Below are 18,770 nucleotides of genomic sequence, written 5' to 3' on the forward strand. Positions count from 1 at the left end.
TAACTTAATTATGATGCATTCTTTCAAGTATGCGTACTATGTTCTGATGGCTATGCTTCTTGTAACATTTATCTTTTCCAAACTACTGAATTTTGAATTTGTAAATGAATACTTTTCAGAGGCAATTCTGGTCGATCTGCTTGCAGCACATCTCGCCTTTACACTAACGGCCATAATTCTAAATCAAAGGATGTAGGTGATACGAGGTGAGTGTGCAACCAGTTCTTGCTGTTAATCAGATGACCAAAAAAAGGGGCAATAATCCTATTATTCGCTCGGTTTCTTTTAACATTGAGCGTGGTGCGGTATTCGGTTTAATCGGGGAAAACGGTGCAGGAAAAACAACAACCCTCGGAATGATCTGTGGATTGATTAAACCGACCTCTGGCTCCATTTATATCGAAGGGCTCCCTGTGGGTTCAAGCCGGAAACAGGTGCTTAGACATGTTGGTGCATTAATTGAAGAACCTCAGTTCTACAAGTACCTGACCGGGATGGAACATCTGTTATACGGAAGTCGTCTGTACGGGAAGGTTACAACCGAACGTCTGGATGAGGTGCTTTCTTTATTGAAAATGAAGAACTTCATTCACAAAAAAGTTGGACACTATTCAATGGGAATGAAAAAACGACTTGCGATAGCTCAATGCTTGCTGCATCGCCCATCGTTACTAATCTTGGACGAACCAACCAATGGACTGGACCCGGGAGCGATGATTGAATTTCGAGAAATCGTGCAGAGAATTACGACCAACTTCCAAATTTCAGTTCTAATTTCGAGTCATCATCTTAAAGAAATTGAACCGATTTGTGACCAATTTGGCCTGTTGCAAGATGGTGAGTTAACTTTGCTTGGCAGTAAAAATTCCCGTTCTGCCGATAGCAATAGCGATAGTGTTGTTTTTGTTATTGAAGCTAAAGAGCTTGATAAAGCCCATGCCCTGCTACAACAACAGAGCTACATCTTTGAGCCAAGGTTGTATCATCAAGATAAGATCATGTTTAAGATGGATCGCAGTCACTACTCTTCTCTGCTTATGTTGCTAAGCCAGGTGGGAGTGCAATCTATAAAGGAAAAGTCGTTTGATTTAGAGGAAGCATATTTGGAATTGACCCGTGATGATGAATGGGGTGGAAGCTGATGTTGGCATTATTGCAGGGTGAATGGTTGAAGATTCGGCGACAGAAAGTTATATATCTGGTGCTTGCAGGACTTTTCGTGTTGACGATTGCGCATGGGGTATTTCAAGCGTTTCAACAACCTGCTGACCCGACACCGGAGTCGTGGCAGCCAGCTTTGCAGAGTGAGTTGATCCGATTGCAGGAAAAGCAGCCTGAGTTGAATCCGGGGACATTAATGTATGAAGTCAATCGAGACAAAATCTTACTGTATCAATATCAGCTTGAGCATCAAATTCCGCCGGACAACAGCCAAAACGCATGGAAGTTCCTCTCCAATAACAAACTGTTGCTGACAATTTCCGGATTGTATCTGATTACGATGTCTGCGTATATAGTAGCTTCTGAATACCAGCAGGGCACCATCAAATTTCTGTTCTTAAAGCCAGTGTCGCGTGTGTCTGTTATGTTAGCAAAAGGGTTGATTATTTGCTTCTTGCTGGTGTTAACCGTCGGATTTTTAATTATCGTTTCGTTTTTAACCGGGCTTGTCTTATTCGGAAATTCTGGACCTGCGGAAACCCTAGTGGTGTTGGGAGACGAAGTGGTTGTTCAAAACGTAGCCTTCGCTACTCTCCGCTATTATTTTTTCACAGCTTTAGGGATCGGCGTGTTCTGCGCAGGTGCATTTACGTTAGCTTGTATAATAAGAAGTGTAGCTGTCGTTACAGCCATCTCGCTGTTCCTGTATTACTCGGGAGAGTTGGTAACCCGGCTATTAGCTGCCAGATTCAGTGCGGCCAAATACTTATTATTTGCCAATACGGATTTGAATGTGTATTTTGAAGGCAGTGCATTTGCTAATGGAATGAGTGTGCAGTTCTCAATAACGGTTGTGTTCATTTATCTACTTGTCTTTGCAGCTTTTGTAATGAGGAGTGTCCACAGAAAAGATGTTCCTTTGTCTTGAACAAATAAAAGACGGAAGAGATCGTCCTCACTAGGACGTGCCGGGGTCATGCCTTCTCCGCTAATCTTTCCTCATCGTATGTTTGCTCCCATCTGACTGCTAGGTGGGGGCTATTTGACGCTTATCCTAAATTAACAGAAAATAGGAAGGAAGTTGGAATGCATGGGCCAGATGTTAAGGGAAGATTTTTCTGAAATTAGGTGTGGTAAGATTGCATGTTATAAATAAAGAAAATGAGAGGAATATATTTTATGAAGAAGAGGAGCATTCTTTTCGCCGCTCTATGTATTGCTGTGGCAATGATAGGGATGGGTATCCAAAAAACGAAAACCGAGAACCTTGAAACTGGAGTATCTAGTTATCCTGCTATTCGTCCTGTTATTGCAGACCAGACGACAAGTCCATCGATTAATCATACTCGAGGCTCCATTGGGGAGAACGTAACTGGAGGAGCAGTTGTGCAGAAGCACTTTACTATAGATAAGGGGTATGGCCATATTGAACTTACTATGGAAAACTACAGTAGCCAAGCCGTCTCCGTTAGTCTGACACATAACTATACCGGGAAAGTATATTTTTCTAGAGAAATACCCGGAATGGGAGCATTGACGTGGAGAAATTTTGAACAAGGTTACGAAATGGGACTACGTGGAGGAGACTATACACTTCAATGGAGTGGAGGCGGAAGTGAAGTGAATGGGAAGTTCACTGGGAGAACCAGTTCATCCGTTTCCGACTTTACTGTTCAATAAGTTCGATATTTGACTGGAAGCGAAATGGGACTACATTTCTCAGCATATAAAAAGAGTGGGGAGGTTACCATGGACTATTTCCTGAATATTCAGAGATGCGTTGATTATATAGAAATACATCTAGACCAGGACTTGGACGTTAATGAAGCCATTAATAAAACACATATGTCCAAATTCCATTTTTATCGTCTCTTCAAAGCAGTAGTGGGTGTAACAATCCATGAGTACATAAAACGAAGAAAATTAAGCGAAGCTGCTGAACATTTATTTCGCACCAATGATGACGTGCTCACAACAGCAGTCACATATGGTTTTCATTCACAGGAAGTTTTCACACGTAATTTTAAGAAATATTTTGGGTATCCTCCTGCTCAATTTAGAAAGTTGAAGCCGGAGAATTGGCAATTGCTCGCTACAAAAAAGATCCGTGTTGATGCATTGAGACTAGACACCAAGGCATATAACGGGAAGGTAATCATTCTGGAACATGTGGATTACATCAGAAACTTAACTTTGGTTGGTATAGAGCGGGTGACAACTAACGATGAAGGATCTACCGTTACAGAAGCGATGTTACATTTTCTAAATATTGCTGAAGAGATCACGAATCGAGTCAACCAAACAATATATCGTCTATGCTATGATATCCATGAATTAGATGAGAATGAGACCTATAAAGAGCTAATTGCCTATGAGGTAAGAGATGCTTCACACGTTCCAGATGGAATGAAAATAAAACATATTGATGGTGTGAAAGTTGCCACCTATACACATCATGGATTTTTGTTTAACGAAGAGGAAAAGAAAATTATAGATACGTATCAGTTTTTATATCGCTATCGCATTCCTTTCGCAGAGTATGACTTAACAAATGATTTCATCCTGGAGAAGTATGGAACTGAATTTAAAGGTCCATTTCATCAAGATTCGGTCATGCATATTTCTTTTTCTATAAAGTGAAATGTAGCAAGGAGTATCAAATGGAAGCAAGTATATCTCTGATAGGATAAGTCGAAGGGGTCAATTAGACTCCATTAGGCAGAATTCATATCGGAGGGATTCGAATGTGTACTACTTTTATTCTTCAAAATGACCATTCTATGTTGCTGGGGCAAAACTATGATTTTTATTACGGTCATGGGCTGATTGTAATAGGCAAACGTGGTATTCAAAAAGAGTCACTGAAAGTGAAAGGGCAAAAAAGTAAAACGTGGACTTCAAATTACGGAAGTGTTACGTTGACACAGTTTGGCCGAGAGCTGCCGATCAGCGGGATGAATGAAAAGGGATTAACTGTTGCAATGATGTATCATGATGAGGGACAATTACCTGAAGAAGATGAAAGGGCTGTGATGAATGAATTGCAATGGATGCAATATCAACTAGACCAATTTTCAACGGTAGCAGAAGTAGTTGATCACCTGGAGGAAATCAGAATTGTAAAATCGTTATATGCGCTGCATTATACGGTTGCTGATGCACTAGGAAATGTTGCTCTCATTGAGTTTGTTCATGGTACTGCTCAAGTTATTCATGATGAGAGTTACTTTGCTTTATCTAATAGTAGCTTCAAAACATCTAAACAATATGCTGAACAGTTCCCGCAAATTCCAATATCCAAGCTTTCCAAAGAAGTGAACTCTCTTGATCGATTCACGCTGGCTTACCGTCATGTTGAACGTATAATATCAGATGCGCAACAAGCTCCTATCTTAGCTGATGAAGCTTTTTATGTGTTGAAAGAGTTATCGGTATTACGATCTTCTAACGAAGATTGGGAATGGGTTGGTGACGAAAATCCGCCAACGTTAACCTTTTGGAGCGTTGTATTTGATTTAAAACATGCAGAGATACATTATATAGATAACAACAACAAGAACATCCGTACGATTGAGTTGAATTCAATGAATTTCTCAAAAACGGAACCAACGTTATGTCTTCGATTAGACAATGCATTGACGGGGTGTGTTAATACTGCATTTAACCCGTATACCACTCAAGAAAATGAACGAATTGTTCGATTAAGTTTTAAACCCATTAGTGATATAGTTCCTTTAGATGAGCAGTTGAAGCTAGCGGTGTATCCAGATCAGTTTAAGTGAAGAAGAACAAAAATATTACATAAAGTTGGTGAATTCAAATGAGTGAAAAACACTGGCTTGTCGTGCAATATCCACTGAAGAGTGCCACGGGCAGTAAACGCGATCAGTGGTTGAAGGAGAAGGTCATGGAGTATCTTGAAACTGCTCTAACCCAGCACGAACTGGGGGAAGTCGATGGATGTGACCAGGGGAACAGCGTGACCGATCCGAAGAAATATGTGATGAACATCTTCTGTGTAGTGACGGATGAAGAGCGGGGCATAGCGTTGGTCAAAAAAGTACTGCGAGAGGGCCGGTTAGACTATACCCGTATCCAAATTGCAACCATGCCTTACGGTTCGGAAGGGAGCTACACGCTGAAGTTTGCTTCCAAAAAGGGTGTCACTGAGTTCTCACTATAATCTCAACTACGTATTCAATATAAGCGATCTCCACAGCTAACCGTGGAGGTCGTTTTTTTTGCGCGACTAAAGCAGATATATTCCCAACTCATGTTTTTGGCCTATTACTTCTTAGCTAAACCAACATAAGCCAGCAGAAAGCAATAAAAGGTATTGAGCCCCTTCCAGATCCAGGCATACAATTGTATCAAATCCGCGAGAGTGTAAACACCCCGGAAATTTCAGTTAATCGGAGGGTCTGATGTTGAAAAGGAAGTTCTATCTAAAGTTTCATTTGAGAGAGTTTATGAGGCGCAAGCCGAAGACACTCGCCTTTAAAATCCCTTTTGCGTACTTTGTAATTATTCTGCTAACGGTGGCATTCAGTGTGCTCGTGCTTAGCCGTATTTCAGAAAATGATGCGCAGCAGAAGATCAACGAAGCGTCTCTGCAGACGATTACGTCGATCCAGACGAATGTGAATCTCATGATCGAGAATGTGAACAATTATTCTAAAATGATATTTTCCGATCCCAACCTGCAAAATCTGCTTCGTCAGGGCAACGTGTATTCCAATTTACAGACACAATCCAAGGTTAGCTCGTATTTGACTAATCTTATGCAAGCGGTTCCAGTTATCGATTCGGTTTACATTTACGACAACTCAGGGCATCGCTTCTCGGTGGGAACACAGGAGTGGCCTGCTTTTCTGGAAGTGAATGTGGAGGATGCACCGTGGTATGAGCAGGCTTTGAATTACAAAGGACGATACCTGCTCAGGCTGAATGGCGGCGATAATAATAGTCAACAAAGTAGTGACCTCCTAACCACCGGAGAGAGTTCCGAAAAGGATAAGGAGAGGGACAAGGATAAAGTGGTCTCTTTTATTCGATTAATGCGAGACCTGGATGATACCTCTCCACTGGGATTTCTTGTTATGAATATCAAAGAGAAATCCATTGCTCAGGCTTATGCCAATCTACCGGCATCCGACTCATTCCAAGTGGCCATTCTGGACGAGCATCAGCGAATCATCGCCACAAACGCTGCTATAAATACCGCAACGAACGCTACAACCCATATTTCAACCCATGCGGCTTCTACAACATCTGCAAAATCTACAGCACTTACAGCAACTCTAGTATCTCCAGAATCAGAAGGGTCTGATTTATCCGAAGCATCCACGCCCACGGCTCATAAGCAGGCAGGTATGCACGAAATTCTGGAGGCCAATCAGGCTCAATTACGAAAAGCATTTCAGGAACAGCCCTCCGGCGTATTGATGTTGCAGTCTGGTGGACAGGATTACGCAGTGACCTACAGCTCGGCTGGTGACGATCAATGGAAGTACATCAGTATGAGTCCTTACCGTGCAACAGATACCCGTAATAAATCCTTGGTTCTGCTTGCTTTTATGCTACTGGCGGTAAATGGGTCGGTCTTTTTCATCAGTTCTTTCATCATTTCTCGCAGCGTGATCAAGCCGATTCACAAATTGCTCCGTTCCATGCAGAAAGCACCAAGCGGCAATTTCCGAAAAGTCAAAGTGGAGCTGAACAGTTACGAATTCGAACAGCTTTACAGCGGGTACAACCAGATGATTGAGCAGATCGAGCAGATGCTGAGGCGCATTATTCAGGAGCAGCAGATGATTCGCCGAGCTGAACTGAATACCCTTCAGGCACAGATCAAACCACATTTTCTGTACAACACACTCGACTCGATCAATTCTCTGGCGATGTCCGGTATGAATGACAAAGTGTGCGAGATGCTGGAGGCACTTGGAAGTTACTATCGGCTGAGTGTGAGCAAAGGCAATGAGGTCATCACACTTCGCGAAGAGGTTGAGATTGTGCAACATTATCTAACTATCCAGCAGGTGCGTTATCCGGGTGTATTCGAGGTGCAGTATGATATCGATTCAGGCTGCGAGCAGGTAATGATTCCAAAACTTGTACTTCAGCCACTGGTGGAAAATTCACTATATCATGGCATTCGCGCCAAAGGTGGTCGAGGTATTATAGCTATCCAAGCCCGACAAACGACTGATGCAGTCATACTAACACTTACGGATGATGGAGTGGGTATGTCCGAGGAACAATTGCAGCAGATTCAGCACACAGAAAAGCAAAAATCCATCCGGCCTGTGCCAATGCAGTCACAGTCTGCCTCTAGTGTGAATGCAAGCTTTGGCTTGTGGGGAACGATGGAGCGGCTGCGTATTTTTTATGATCGAGAGGATGTACTGCAACTGGAGAGTCTACCTGGAAAAGGAACCACCATAACCATTTCGATCCCGAAGGGAGAAGGTGCATCATGGAACCGCTAAAAGTATTAATCGTGGACGACGAATATCTCATCCGAAATCTACTTCGTATGCGCATGGATTGGCAGGAACAAGGCATGCGGATTGTTGGTGAAGCCTCCGATGCTGCGGAGGCGTTAGAGCAAGTTGATTTGCTGCATCCGGACATCGTATTCACGGATATTTATATGCCCAAGATGGACGGCATTGAGTTAAGTGGTCTGATCCTGGAACGTTATCCAAGTATCAAAATCGTGGTGGTGACAGGACATGATGAATTTGAATATGCACGTCAGAGCGTGAAGCTGGGCATATCCGATTTTATTTTGAAACCGATTCGAGCGTCTGAGTTATTACAGGTTACTGGCAAGTTACGAGCGGCTATAGAGCAGGAGAGAGGGCGGGAGCATGAGCTAATCAAGTTGCGGGAAGAGATGAAGCGTAGTTTACCGTATCTTAAGGAACGTTTTGTGAATCAGTGGTTGCAGGGCGTGTTGCATGAGGAGGAGCTGCGCGAGCAGGTGGGTTTCTTCGGGATTCCTATGCCACCGGGCAGTCTGAGTTTTCAAGTAGCCGTGATGGAGATAGAAGCATCTGCACCGCAAGAGTCACAGCAGCGTGAACAACAATCCAATATACAAGCAGCGGAACTCCAAAGCGCTGAGCTTCAAAGTGATCCTTCCCTTCCTGCTCACCCAATGATGTATCCACATCTTACAGAGGAGACTCATATCCTGCTCCGGATGAAGGGTTTGAAACATGTTCAGGACTTTTATCAGGAGGATGTGAACAAAATCATTGTGATAGATACGCGTAACCGAATTGTTGCTCTCGCTACAGCTCAGGATGCTAATCTGGCTGCTCAAGCGGAGCAGATTCAGAAAAAACTACAGCAGTTACTTACCGCCGAGGGCATTGAAGTGTGTGTTACCGTCGGAATTGGACAGATGCATTTTGGGTGGGGGGAAGTCAGTGCGTCGTATCGGGAAGCTTGTCGTGCTCTGGAGTACCAGGCGTTTACGGGGAAAAATCAGGTGATCTACTTTGAGGATCTTGCGATTGACGGTCAGCACACTAGCCAGCCTTATCATTCCGATACAGAGCTACTTCAGCAGCTGCAATTCTGCGTTAGTGTAGGCGCGGGGGAAGAGGCTGCATCGCGGCTTGAACAGATCCTGTCTGTCCCTTTCTCCAACGTGGCACAGTTTCGCATGGCAGCTATGGATGTCATCACTGAATGCCAGCGTGCCGCAATGGAACAGCAGCTTGAGGGTGAACAGGTGTTTAACAAGAAAACCGTTGCTACGATGCTGATGACGGAGCATTTACCAGAGCTGAAAATCATGCTGGAACAGCATGTCCGCACCATAGCAGGCGCCATTCAGCAAAAGCGTCAAGCGAAGGAAGGAAATCTGATCGATCAGGTCAAGGCGTACCTCGAAGAGCAGATGGGCAATGCGGAGGTGGGGCTGTCGAGTACAGCAGCGGCTTTTTATGTTAGTCCAGGCCACTTGGGACGTTTAATGAAAAAAGAAACCGGGCAGACGTTTGTCGAATATTTAACGCAGCTTCGCATGAAAAAGGCCGAATCACTGCTAAAGCAAACCGATTTGAAGGGGTATGAGATCGGGGAACAGGTAGGCATCCCGGACCCGCATTATTTCAGCGTATTATTCAAAAAACAGTTCGGCCGATCCATGAACGAATATCGGAATGTCAGGAGTTAGCCCTTCACACTCAAAATGGTCACGCTTTCATATGTGTTCGAATATTACAAGTCGATGCCTGTTTTCTAAATGGAGAACAGCGCGCACCATTACTAAAATATGGGTACATAGTTGAATTACTTTTTACTCAAAAACGGAGAGGACAGAAAAAAACTGAAGAAGCGAAGAGTTCGCCTTTATCACTGGATTTCACCTTTTCAAAAGGGAATCAAAAAATCTGGGGATAACAGCGATCGTAAGGTTATTCTGTCATCGGAGCGTACGTGTAAATATCTGAGTTCAACGATGTATATAACCAACAAAAAAATCAGGGAGGTCATATGATGAAAGCGCTATTAAAGAAATCTTTAAGTCTGTTTCTGGCTCTGGGTCTTGCGGGTAGTCTGGCGGCATGTTCGTCCGATTCATCCGGCGGAGCAAAGGGGGAGAGCAACGGCAAAATCAAGCTTACGCTATGGGATCAATCGGTGGGTACGACTGATCCGTCAGCTAAATTGCTGCCTGAGATCGTGGAGAAATGGAACAGCGAACATCCCGACATCCAGGTTGAACGTACAGGCACAACAGGAGAGCAGTACAAAACCAAAGTAAAAACATCCATCGCAGCTGGCGAATCACCAGACCTGTTCTACGGAATGGGTGGAGGCAGCTTCATGCAGCCATATATCAAATCCGGTAACGTGCTGGAGATCACAAGTTACCTGACTGATGATATCAAGGAGCGCATGGGGCCAGGAATGGCTGAGGCAATCAATATGGACGGCAAAATCTATACACTGCCTGTGTACACGCACATCGCCAATCTTTACGTGAATACCGAATTGTTCGAGCAGGCGGGTGCCAAAATTCCGACTACATATAACGAGCTGCTGGATGCAGTGGCCAAATTGAAAGCGGCAGGAATTACTCCGGCTGTCATTGGGGAGAAAGACCGCTGGCCGGGCATGTACTGGTATGACATGATTGCGGTGCGTCAAGCGGGCAATGCGGCGGTGATCGAAGCGTTCAAAGATCCGTCCAAGTGGGATTCACCAGACTTTGTCGCGGCGGCAACCAAGATGCAGCAACTGGCACAGGCCGGAGCGTTCAACAGCAGTATGTTTAGTATGAGCTATGACGAGATGCTTGGGGCGTTTAATGCAGGCAAAGGGGCGATGATGTTCCAAGCCAACTGGGTGAATGCAGGTATTGAAGACCCGTCTGCCTCGGCAGTTAAGGGCAAAGTAAAGGTAATTCCATTCCCGGTATTTGAGGATGGCAAAGGCACCAGCACTGAAATTTTCGGCGGAGCCGTGGACGGTTTTTACATCAGCCAGACGACCAAACATCCGAAGGAAGCTACGGAATTCCTCATGTATCTGAGCGAGCAACTCGGCACACAAGGTTTCCTGGCGGGAGCGGGACTGCCAAGCTGGAAAACCGATTCACTCGACACCTCCAGCTTGTCTTCACTCGATCTGTCCGCCGCGGACATTATGAAAACGGCCACCTCATTTATTGCTTGGTGGGATAACATTCTGCCAGCCGAGTCTGCGGAAGCACACAAAAATCTGATCGCACAGCTGCTGGCCGGTGACGTGACGCCAGAGGAGTTCTGTAAACAGATGGCACAGCTGAAACCAACGGAGCTAAGTCTGTAGGTTAAACAGGCAAGCAATTATAGGCTTATGCTACGTGCGCACCTTTCGAAGTTTGAACATATATACACTTGTAAACTAGCCCTCCCTGCCACCTTCTATATAAATTGAACTATTCATTTACACTTGAACGGAGAGGACAGAAAAAAACTGGAAAAGCGGAGCTAAAAGCTTTCTGAAAGAAAGCTACATCGGAAGCATACGCCTCGCCTTTATCACCGGATTTTCCCCTTTGGAGAAGGGAATCGAAAAAATCTGGGGATAACAGCGATTGTAAGGTTATTCTGTCATCGGAGTGGATTGTGTAAAATCATTGGTTCAACTTATATAACCATCAAAATAATGCCCAAACGAGGCGTGATCCGGGAGTTTCCGGTCACGCCTTTGAGAGGAGAAGAGTCATGAACTCTGTATTTTCCAATAAAGGTACGATTGCCGTCTTTGTTCTGCCTACGCTAATCCTGTTCTGCGGCATCGTGCTGATTCCGATCTTTGTCTCCAGCTATTACAGTCTGCTCGATTGGAATGGTGTCGGGAAAGGCGCGTTTATCGGCCTGGACAACTATGTGGAGATGTTCAAAGATACCCGAGTGATTAATTCCATCAAAAACTCCCTGCTGTTTGCAGGCGCTTCGGTATTCATTCAATTGCCAATCTCTCTGGTGCTCGCATTGATTTTGGCATCCAACGTCAAGGGAGAGGGCTTCTACCGAACGGTGTATTTCATTCCCGTACTAATCTCTACGGTCGTTATTGCCCAGTTGTGGTCGAAAATTTATAACGCCGATTACGGTCTGCTCAACGTGATGCTGCAGAACATCGGTCTATCCAGCTGGGCGCAGGATTGGCTAGGTCAGAAGGAAACGGCTCTGACGGCCTCCTTCATTCCAACGCTATGGCAGTACATGGGATACCACATGCTACTGATGTATGCGGGGGCAAAATCCGTTTCCCAGGATGTGCTGGAGGCAGCGCGAATCGATGGTGCTTCCCGTATGCGCGTGGCCTGGTCCATTATGATCCCCTTAATGAAGCCAATTCTGAAGGTGTGTCTTGTATTTTCGGTCATCGGGGCGTTCAAGGTGTTTGACCTGATCTACGTACTGACGGGCGGCGGGCCTTTTTACAGCACAGAGGTGCCGAGCACGCTGATGTACGCCACCATTTTTGACACGTTCCGGTACGGATACGGCAGTGCCATTTCCGTTTTTATCATTGTGGAATGTCTGGTATGTACGATCCTTATTAATTCGTTGTTCAAGACAGAGTAGAGGGAGGGAAGAAGCATGAGTACCGTTAATAATATTATGTTGCAAAAAAGACCCCGGTCCAAGCGCTCCATCACGGGAGCTGTTGGAAAAATATCACTGCAGGCGTTTCTGATCCTCATCGCCGTCATTCAGATCTATCCGCTGATCTGGCTGGCACTCTTCTCCCTGAAGGATAATAGTGAGATTTTCAGCGGAGATGTGGCAGGGCTACCTAAAGCCTTTCTGTGGAGCAACTATACCAAGGCACTCTCTGACGGGCATGTACTGAACTATTTTATGAATAGCGTGCTGGTTACGGTAGTCTCGATCGTGCTGGTGCTTATCCTGTCCTCGATGACGGGGTACGCAATTACTAGAATGAACTGGAAGCTTAGCGGGCTGACCATGACGATGATTCTCATGGGCATGATGGTGCCGATTCATGCGGCGCTGCTGCCGTTATTTATTATTTTAAAAAACCTGGGTCTGCTCAACAGCTACTGGGCCTTGATCATTCCGTATGTAGCTTTCGGTATTCCGATGGCGGTATTTATTCTGGGTAGTTTTTTCAAAGGGATCCCGAGAGAGATGGAGGAGTCGGCAGTCATTGATGGTTGCGGGATATATCGGACGTTTTTCTCCATCATTCTGCCTCTCGTAACCCCGGCGATCTCCACGGTAGCGATTTTTACGTTTTTGTCGTGCTGGAATGAGCTGATGTTTGCGGTCACGTTTATTAACAACACGGCGTACCAGACATTGACGGTGGGCATGATGTCCATGGTTGGAACGTACATTACCCAGTGGGGCATCATTGGTGCGGGTTTGATGATTACGACCGTACCAACGGTTGTGATCTATCTGCTGCTGAACAAACAGGTGCAGAAGAGTATGATTGCGGGTGCAATCAAAGGTTAGTTTTTGAAAAAACCGGAAAAGCGAAGCATCTGCCTAAAAGCTTTCTGCAAGAAGGCCACATCGGAAGCATACGCTTATTCTGTCATTGGAATATCGGTGTAAACATATCGAATTCAACTTATATGCACTAGACCCCGGCCTACAGCCATGGAATAATAGGGATGAGTTGATCCGAGCAGTCAGAGAGGGGAATGTGGTTACATGATGGAGCAGTTAGTTGAGCAGGTATCTGTACAGGAAAAGGTTGTGGCTTTTACATTTGATGATGGCCCACATCCGGTATACACCCATCAAGTGCTGGAAATCTTCTGCCGCGCAGGCGGGCATGCGACATTTTTTATGATTGGCAAGGAGATGGAGGCATACCCGGATATTGCGGCAGAGGTGCACCGTGAAGGGCATGAGATCGCCAATCATACATATACCCATCCGAACCTGACCGAGCTTACGCTGGAGGAGGCCGGAGAGGAACTGCAACAAGCGGAACGTCTTGTTCAAGAAGTCACGGGCAATGCTGCCCGCAGCTTTCGGCCACCTTATTTTGGCGTAAATGATGACATTATGGCTCTGGCTGCGGAGCGTGGTTATCGGACGATCGGTGCGGTGAATGGCGGTGCACAGGATTGGGATAATCCCGGGGTTGAGCACATTTTGGAGCATACCCGTTCCGTGGTGAAACCCGGCAGTGTATTGATCTTCCATGACGGGTACGGAGATCGTTCCCAGACGGTGGAGGCAGTGCGTGTGCTGGTGGAAGAACTGACGGCGGAAGGGTATCGGTTCGTTACAGTAAGTGAATTGTTGAGAATGGCCGAATAACATGTTGTAAACTGTACAATGAATGAAATGTCATAAAATAGAGCAGACCCATCATTCTATAGAATGAGAGGGTCTTTTTGTTGCAACGAAGCAGAATATCTCTCATGAATTTTACTTCATGCTCCAATCTACTTTATAATAGTAGGCTAAACTAGACTGCGTCAGGAGGAAACTATGGATTTTATCAAAAACCAGCTAGCGGAACTGGGTATGACTGAACCCTCCCTTGGATACTTTTCCAATGTCATTATGATTATATGTATCGCGCTGATCTCGATAATTGCCAATTATATTGCCAAACGGCTTGTACTTAAGACCGTGCATCGGATTGTGAGCCATAACCGGTTCAAATGGGGCCACATTGTCGTTCAGAAAAAGCTGTTCCAGCGACTATCCCATCTCGTGCCCGCGATTATCATCTATTACACTGCTTATATTTTCCCGGGGTATCAGGCTTTGATTGAAAAAGCGGCCATGACTTACATGATTGTTATCATGATTACGGTGCTGAATGCATTGCTCAACGTATTTGATGATATCTATCGTACCTATGAAGTGTCCAAAATTCGCCCGATCAAGAGTTATATTCAGGTGGCTAAAATTGTCCTGTTTATCATTGGCGGTATTATCGTCATCTCCAGTCTGGTGGGACAGAATCCGTTAATCATTCTCAGTGGACTCGGGGCTTTATCGGCCGTATTGATGCTCATCTTCAAAGATTCGATCCTGGGTCTGGTCGCAGGTGTACAGCTGTCATCCAATGATATGGTGCGTGTAGGCGACTGGATTGAGATGCCGAAATATAATGCGGACGGTGATGTGATCGACATTACCCTGAATACGGTGAAGGTCATGAACTTTGATAAGACGATTACGATGATCCCAAGTTATGCGTTGATCTCGGACTCGTTCCGCAACTGGAGAGGCATGCAGGTGTCCGGTGGCAGAAGGATTAAGCGAAGTATTTTTATCGATATTAGCAGTATTCGTTTTTGTAATGAAGAGATGGTTGCCGAGTTCGAAAAAATCCACTATCTATCTGAATATGTGACGTCGAAATTAAAGGAAATTGAAGCATACAACGTAGAGCATCAAGTGAATCGGGAAAGCAATGTAAATGGCAGACAACTTACCAATATTGGTGTGTTCCGTGAATATATTCATCAATATTTGCGACATCATCCGAAGATCAATAAAGATATGACGATGATTGTGAGACAGCTTGCTCCGGAGGACCGCGGACTGCCTCTCGAAATTTATGCATTCAGCAATGACACCAACTGGGGTGTATATGAGAATGTGCAGGCAGATATTTTTGACCATATCTTTGCGGTGGCCTCAACGTTTGGACTGCGTGCATTCCAGAATCCAACGGGCCATGACATTGTGCAGCTTAAGGAAAATAAAGAATATGTACGTGAATATTAATGGGCTGCCTTAACTTTAACTTATCAAGTTACCTTTGGAGTGATGTTCAAGTATTTCATGTAACTTTTTTCAATAAAAAGCTCTAATATTACACCAGTCTGTAGTTCCGATATACGAAAGGGCCATTAACCTCTCCGGTTGATGGCTTTTTGTCTGTGATATAATAGGGCATATTTTAAGGGCATAGAATGAGGCGAGCCTGGGAAGATGATGAGGAATGGCGATGTTTCTGCTGAAAATCTCTATTGCTTCGCTATAAAGGCAAGAGATCACTCACTTATTAGAGTTCGGGATACAGTACACGTACAGACAGGGGGGGATGTTAATGGAGAGGATCATAGATTGGAATGATCATATCGAGCAGTGGAGTCGAGCGACTGCGCATTTGAAGTCTATTCAGTCATATCACGTGAAGGGTAATCCAGCCCCTAATTTGTCCGAGCTCAGGCTTGAGGCAAACACAGGTTTTTTCTTTATTCTTACACGTGGAGAGATCGAAATCAGGATGTCCGATAAAATATATCGATGTCGCGCGCCTTACATTTTCCATGGAGGAGCGGATAAGAACACGAGTGTTGAAGTACCCAATGATAATCTGGAATGGGCTGGTTATTTGGTTTTATATACAGCACCGCCTGCATCATCGGAGAATCAGGGGAACCTAACTCAGTCATATGGGTTTACACCCAATGCTATGCTGCCGATTCAGGAAAAATGTGAAGCCTTGGGAACTCTGTTGAAAAGCAGTGAGTCGTTAGATCAGCTACAAGCCCAATCCATTTTTTTGTCTTTGGTATACGAGGTTTTGAGCCAAAATCTCCAGAAACTTGCGCATACAGAGAGTGCTAAAATCAACATCGTGACCGACGCTATCAAATATATTAAAGCTAACTATAGGGAGTCCATTACAGCGGAGAAACTGGCGGGCAGATATGATTGCAGCACGAGTTATTTATCGCGTTTATTCCGCAATCAGATTGGACTGGGACCGATCGAATATCTGATTCATGAGCGTGTTCACCGTGCCAAACAGCTGCTTCTGAAGTCGGATGCACGAATCCAGGACGTTGCCAGCAAGGTGGGGTATGCAGATGTATATTATTTCAGTCGATTGTTTAAAAAACATACCGGTCGTTCCCCGCTTCAGTTTCGCGCGGAATATCAGCAGGTTACTCAGGTTCAGAATAATCCATTAGGTGGGTTGGAATCGTCCATTGTCTCCCCTCCTTTTGATTCCCATAATGAGAATGAGTCTTATTATCAACGGATCAAGGAAGGGGATACATCCATGTTTCGATTTTCAAGACCTGCTTTTGGAGCCATGATGGTATTATGTACATCGTTGATTCTTAGTGCATGTCAGGCAAGTAATACAACAGGAGGGGCTGCGGCTCAAGAGTCTACGAGCCAGACAGCCGCAACGACTGCATCAGACAGCACTGCCGCGGAAACGAGAGTTTATAAACACCTGAAAGGTGAGACCAACATTCCTGTGCAACCACAGCGTGTCGTCAGTTTCTTTCATCTGGGTGAGCTGATCTCACTTGGCGTGAAGCCTGTGGGCACAACGACATATGTTTTGGACAACCCGCATATTAGCGATAAGACAGGGATTACCGATATCGGCATTCCGCCAGATGCGGAGAAGATTCTGTCCTTGCAACCAGACCTGATTGTAACAACACCTGCATTAGCCGAGATTGTGGAGGGTGGGTATGATGCACTGAGCAAGATTGCCCCAACCATTGTGATCGAGCAGAATAACGAACCCATCAAAGATATAGAGATGTTTGGGGATATCCTCGGAAAACAGGAAGAAGCGAAGCAGTGGAATGAAAAGTTTACAGCCAAAATCGCAGCGTACAAAGCGAAAATCAGCCCTTATGTACGTGTGGATGAAACGTTCTCTATATTAAACGTGCGTCCAGATGCCCTTTTTGTATACGGAGATACCAATATGGGTGGCAACATTATTTATAAATATCTTGGACTGAAGCCGGCAGCCAAGGTAGAGTCGGACGTCATTCATGGCGAAACGTGGGAGGTCTCCACCGAAGTCATTCCCGAATTTATCGGTGACCGTCTATTCCTTGCGGTGAATGAGGGAGCGGAGGACAAGCTCAAGGATGTACAGAAGCTAATCGGTGCCACACCAGCGGGGAAATCAGGCCATGTGTACTCTATTGATTTTGACCAGTTCCTTCCGAGTGATCCTATTGCGGTAGAGAAACAGCTAGATATTATTACAGATCTAATTATAGGAGATGGAAAATAGTACGGGCTGCCTCGATTGATTCAAGCCGGCGTGAAGGGGTAGAATAACGAGAGAATGCTTTATATTTCCAGTCTTGCTCAGGAAAAATCATACTACCTTTTACAAAGGAGAGCTCTCGAATGAATCATATCCCGGAGTACACGTTGAATGATGGCTTGAAAGTGCCTGCAATTGGATTTGGTACGTACAGTTTGAAGGGGGAAGCAGGGGTTAAATCGGTTGCGTCTGCGTTGGATGCAGGGTATCGATTAATTGATACGGCGTACAACTATGAAAATGAAGCCACCGTTGGTAGAGCAATCAAACAAAGCTCCATCGCGCGCGAGGAACTGCTCATTACCTCCAAACTGCCAGGTAGATATCATGCCTATGACAAAGCGCTGGTAGCGATTCAGGAATCGCTGTACAGAGCCGATCTGGACTATTATGACCTATACTTGATCCACTGGCCTAATCCCAAGAAGGATATGTACGTGGAGGCATGGCAAGCCCTGATTGAAGCGAAAAAACGCGGATACATCCGTTCCATCGGTGTCAGTAACTTCCTGCCGGAGCACAATGAACGGTTGATTCAGGAGACGGGCGTGGCACCAAGCCTGAACCAGATTGAACTGCATCCCTTCTTCGATCAAGCAGAGCAGCGGGAGCAGGATGCGAAGCATGGCATTGTGAACGAGTCATGGAGTCCGATTGGACGTGGGAATGATGCTTTGCAGGATATTTTGAAGGACGAGAACATTGTCCGAATTGCAGAGACGCATGGTAAAACGCCAACACAGATCATATTGCGCTGGCATATCCAGCTCGGCTCAATTCCGATTCCGAAGGCAGGCTCCTTGCAGCATCAGCAGGAGAACATTAATATTTTTGATTTTGAGTTGAACGAAGAGGAGATGCAAATGATTGCCTCGTTTAATCGTCCGGATGGACGGTTGTGGAGTCAAGACCCGAGCGAGTATGAAGAGTTTTAAGAGAATACCGATCATCTGAAGAAGATCGCATAGAAGAAAAGAGTGCCCTCGTCCGTAAGGACAAGTGGCACTCTTTTTATAAATTGAACGATTTATTTGCTAGCATCTAACCAGATT

15 protein-coding genes are annotated in these 18,770 nt (G+C 45.1%); all 15 read left to right on the plus strand.

Features of this window, described 5'->3' with window-relative positions:
• Window positions 1-206: 206 nt before the first annotated feature.
• The 15 genes from AB4Z30_RS19310 to AB4Z30_RS19380 all read left to right on the plus strand — a co-directional run bounded on the left by AB4Z30_RS19310 (window position 207) and on the right by AB4Z30_RS19380 (window position 18,653).
• Entirely contained in the window at window positions 207-1,142 is a 936-nt protein-coding gene (locus AB4Z30_RS19310; protein ID WP_441929120.1) for an ABC transporter ATP-binding protein, read from the plus strand.
• Window positions 1,142-2,089: an ABC transporter permease subunit gene (locus AB4Z30_RS19315; protein ID WP_441929121.1), complete on the plus strand. Its 948-nt coding sequence runs from the start codon at window positions 1,142-1,144 to the stop codon at window positions 2,087-2,089. The genes AB4Z30_RS19310 and AB4Z30_RS19315 overlap by 1 nt, the downstream gene beginning before the upstream one ends.
• A 251-nt stretch (window positions 2,090-2,340) precedes the next feature.
• Entirely contained in the window at window positions 2,341-2,841 is a 501-nt protein-coding gene (locus tag AB4Z30_RS19320; protein ID WP_441929122.1) for a hypothetical protein, read from the plus strand.
• A gap of 69 nt (window positions 2,842-2,910) precedes the next feature.
• Window positions 2,911-3,801 (plus strand): AraC family transcriptional regulator, encoded by an 891-nt coding sequence (locus tag AB4Z30_RS19325; protein WP_441929123.1) that lies wholly within the window; start codon window positions 2,911-2,913, stop codon window positions 3,799-3,801.
• A gap of 104 nt (window positions 3,802-3,905) precedes the next feature.
• Window positions 3,906-4,943, plus strand: coding sequence for a linear amide C-N hydrolase (locus AB4Z30_RS19330; protein ID WP_441929124.1), 1,038 nt, complete (start codon window positions 3,906-3,908; stop codon window positions 4,941-4,943).
• Window positions 4,944-4,981: 38 nt separating this feature from the next.
• Window positions 4,982-5,344 (plus strand): hypothetical protein, encoded by a 363-nt coding sequence (locus AB4Z30_RS19335; protein ID WP_441929125.1) that lies wholly within the window; start codon window positions 4,982-4,984, stop codon window positions 5,342-5,344.
• Between the two features lie 241 nt (window positions 5,345-5,585).
• Window positions 5,586-7,652, plus strand: a complete 2,067-nt coding sequence (locus AB4Z30_RS19340) for a histidine kinase (protein WP_441929126.1) — start codon at window positions 5,586-5,588, stop codon at window positions 7,650-7,652.
• The gene (locus AB4Z30_RS19345) at window positions 7,640-9,355 is read left to right on the plus strand and encodes a response regulator (protein ID WP_441929127.1); all 1,716 of its coding nucleotides are present in this window, start codon (window positions 7,640-7,642) and stop codon (window positions 9,353-9,355) included. Before AB4Z30_RS19340 ends, AB4Z30_RS19345 begins: the two co-directional genes overlap by 13 nt.
• Before the next feature lie 320 nt (window positions 9,356-9,675).
• A complete protein-coding gene (locus tag AB4Z30_RS19350; RefSeq protein WP_441929128.1) occupies window positions 9,676-10,995 on the plus strand; it encodes an extracellular solute-binding protein in 1,320 nt (439 codons plus the stop codon).
• Window positions 10,996-11,393: 398 nt separating this feature from the next.
• Window positions 11,394-12,263, plus strand: coding sequence for a carbohydrate ABC transporter permease (locus tag AB4Z30_RS19355; protein ID WP_154984848.1), 870 nt, complete (start codon window positions 11,394-11,396; stop codon window positions 12,261-12,263).
• Window positions 12,264-12,278: 15 nt separating this feature from the next.
• Entirely contained in the window at window positions 12,279-13,160 is an 882-nt protein-coding gene (locus AB4Z30_RS19360) for a carbohydrate ABC transporter permease (RefSeq protein ID WP_441929129.1), read from the plus strand.
• Window positions 13,161-13,361: 201 nt separating this feature from the next.
• Window positions 13,362-13,979 carry a polysaccharide deacetylase family protein gene (locus AB4Z30_RS19365; RefSeq protein ID WP_441929130.1) on the plus strand — a complete coding sequence of 206 codons (618 nt, stop codon included), beginning with the start codon at window positions 13,362-13,364 and terminating at the stop codon, window positions 13,977-13,979.
• Between the two features lie 174 nt (window positions 13,980-14,153).
• Window positions 14,154-15,407: a mechanosensitive ion channel family protein gene (locus AB4Z30_RS19370; RefSeq protein ID WP_441929131.1), complete on the plus strand. Its 1,254-nt coding sequence runs from the start codon at window positions 14,154-14,156 to the stop codon at window positions 15,405-15,407.
• Between the two features lie 325 nt (window positions 15,408-15,732).
• Entirely contained in the window at window positions 15,733-17,682 is a 1,950-nt protein-coding gene (locus AB4Z30_RS19375) for an AraC family transcriptional regulator (RefSeq protein ID WP_441929132.1), read from the plus strand.
• 119 nt (window positions 17,683-17,801) lie between these two features.
• Complete coding sequence (locus AB4Z30_RS19380; protein WP_441929133.1) at window positions 17,802-18,653, plus strand: aldo/keto reductase; 852 nt, start codon at window positions 17,802-17,804, stop codon at window positions 18,651-18,653.
• Window positions 18,654-18,770: the final 117 nt, after the last annotated feature.

The sequence above is a fragment of the Paenibacillus sp. 2TAF8 genome (assembly GCF_052114825.1).
Classification (GTDB): Bacteria; Bacillota; Bacilli; order Paenibacillales; family Paenibacillaceae; genus Paenibacillus.

What these genes read in the sequence shown, in the direction of transcription:
- AB4Z30_RS19315 (WP_441929121.1), top strand. Translation starts at nt 1,142, where the DNA reads ATGTTGGCATTATTGCAGGGTGAATGGTTGAAGATTCGGCGACAGAAA.
- AB4Z30_RS19320 (WP_441929122.1), top strand. Translation starts at nt 2,341, where the DNA reads ATGAAGAAGAGGAGCATTCTTTTCGCCGCTCTATGTATTGCTGTGGCA.
- AB4Z30_RS19325 (WP_441929123.1), top strand. Translation starts at nt 2,911, where the DNA reads ATGGACTATTTCCTGAATATTCAGAGATGCGTTGATTATATAGAAATA.
- AB4Z30_RS19330 (WP_441929124.1), top strand. Translation starts at nt 3,906, where the DNA reads ATGTGTACTACTTTTATTCTTCAAAATGACCATTCTATGTTGCTGGGG.
- AB4Z30_RS19335 (WP_441929125.1), top strand. Translation starts at nt 4,982, where the DNA reads ATGAGTGAAAAACACTGGCTTGTCGTGCAATATCCACTGAAGAGTGCC.
- AB4Z30_RS19340 (WP_441929126.1), top strand. Translation starts at nt 5,586, where the DNA reads ATGTTGAAAAGGAAGTTCTATCTAAAGTTTCATTTGAGAGAGTTTATG.
- AB4Z30_RS19345 (WP_441929127.1), top strand. Translation starts at nt 7,640, where the DNA reads ATGGAACCGCTAAAAGTATTAATCGTGGACGACGAATATCTCATCCGA.
- AB4Z30_RS19350 (WP_441929128.1), top strand. Translation starts at nt 9,676, where the DNA reads ATGATGAAAGCGCTATTAAAGAAATCTTTAAGTCTGTTTCTGGCTCTG.
- AB4Z30_RS19355 (WP_154984848.1), top strand. Translation starts at nt 11,394, where the DNA reads ATGAACTCTGTATTTTCCAATAAAGGTACGATTGCCGTCTTTGTTCTG.
- AB4Z30_RS19360 (WP_441929129.1), top strand. Translation starts at nt 12,279, where the DNA reads ATGAGTACCGTTAATAATATTATGTTGCAAAAAAGACCCCGGTCCAAG.
- AB4Z30_RS19365 (WP_441929130.1), top strand. Translation starts at nt 13,362, where the DNA reads ATGATGGAGCAGTTAGTTGAGCAGGTATCTGTACAGGAAAAGGTTGTG.
- AB4Z30_RS19370 (WP_441929131.1), top strand. Translation starts at nt 14,154, where the DNA reads ATGGATTTTATCAAAAACCAGCTAGCGGAACTGGGTATGACTGAACCC.
- AB4Z30_RS19375 (WP_441929132.1), top strand. Translation starts at nt 15,733, where the DNA reads ATGGAGAGGATCATAGATTGGAATGATCATATCGAGCAGTGGAGTCGA.
- AB4Z30_RS19380 (WP_441929133.1), top strand. Translation starts at nt 17,802, where the DNA reads ATGAATCATATCCCGGAGTACACGTTGAATGATGGCTTGAAAGTGCCT.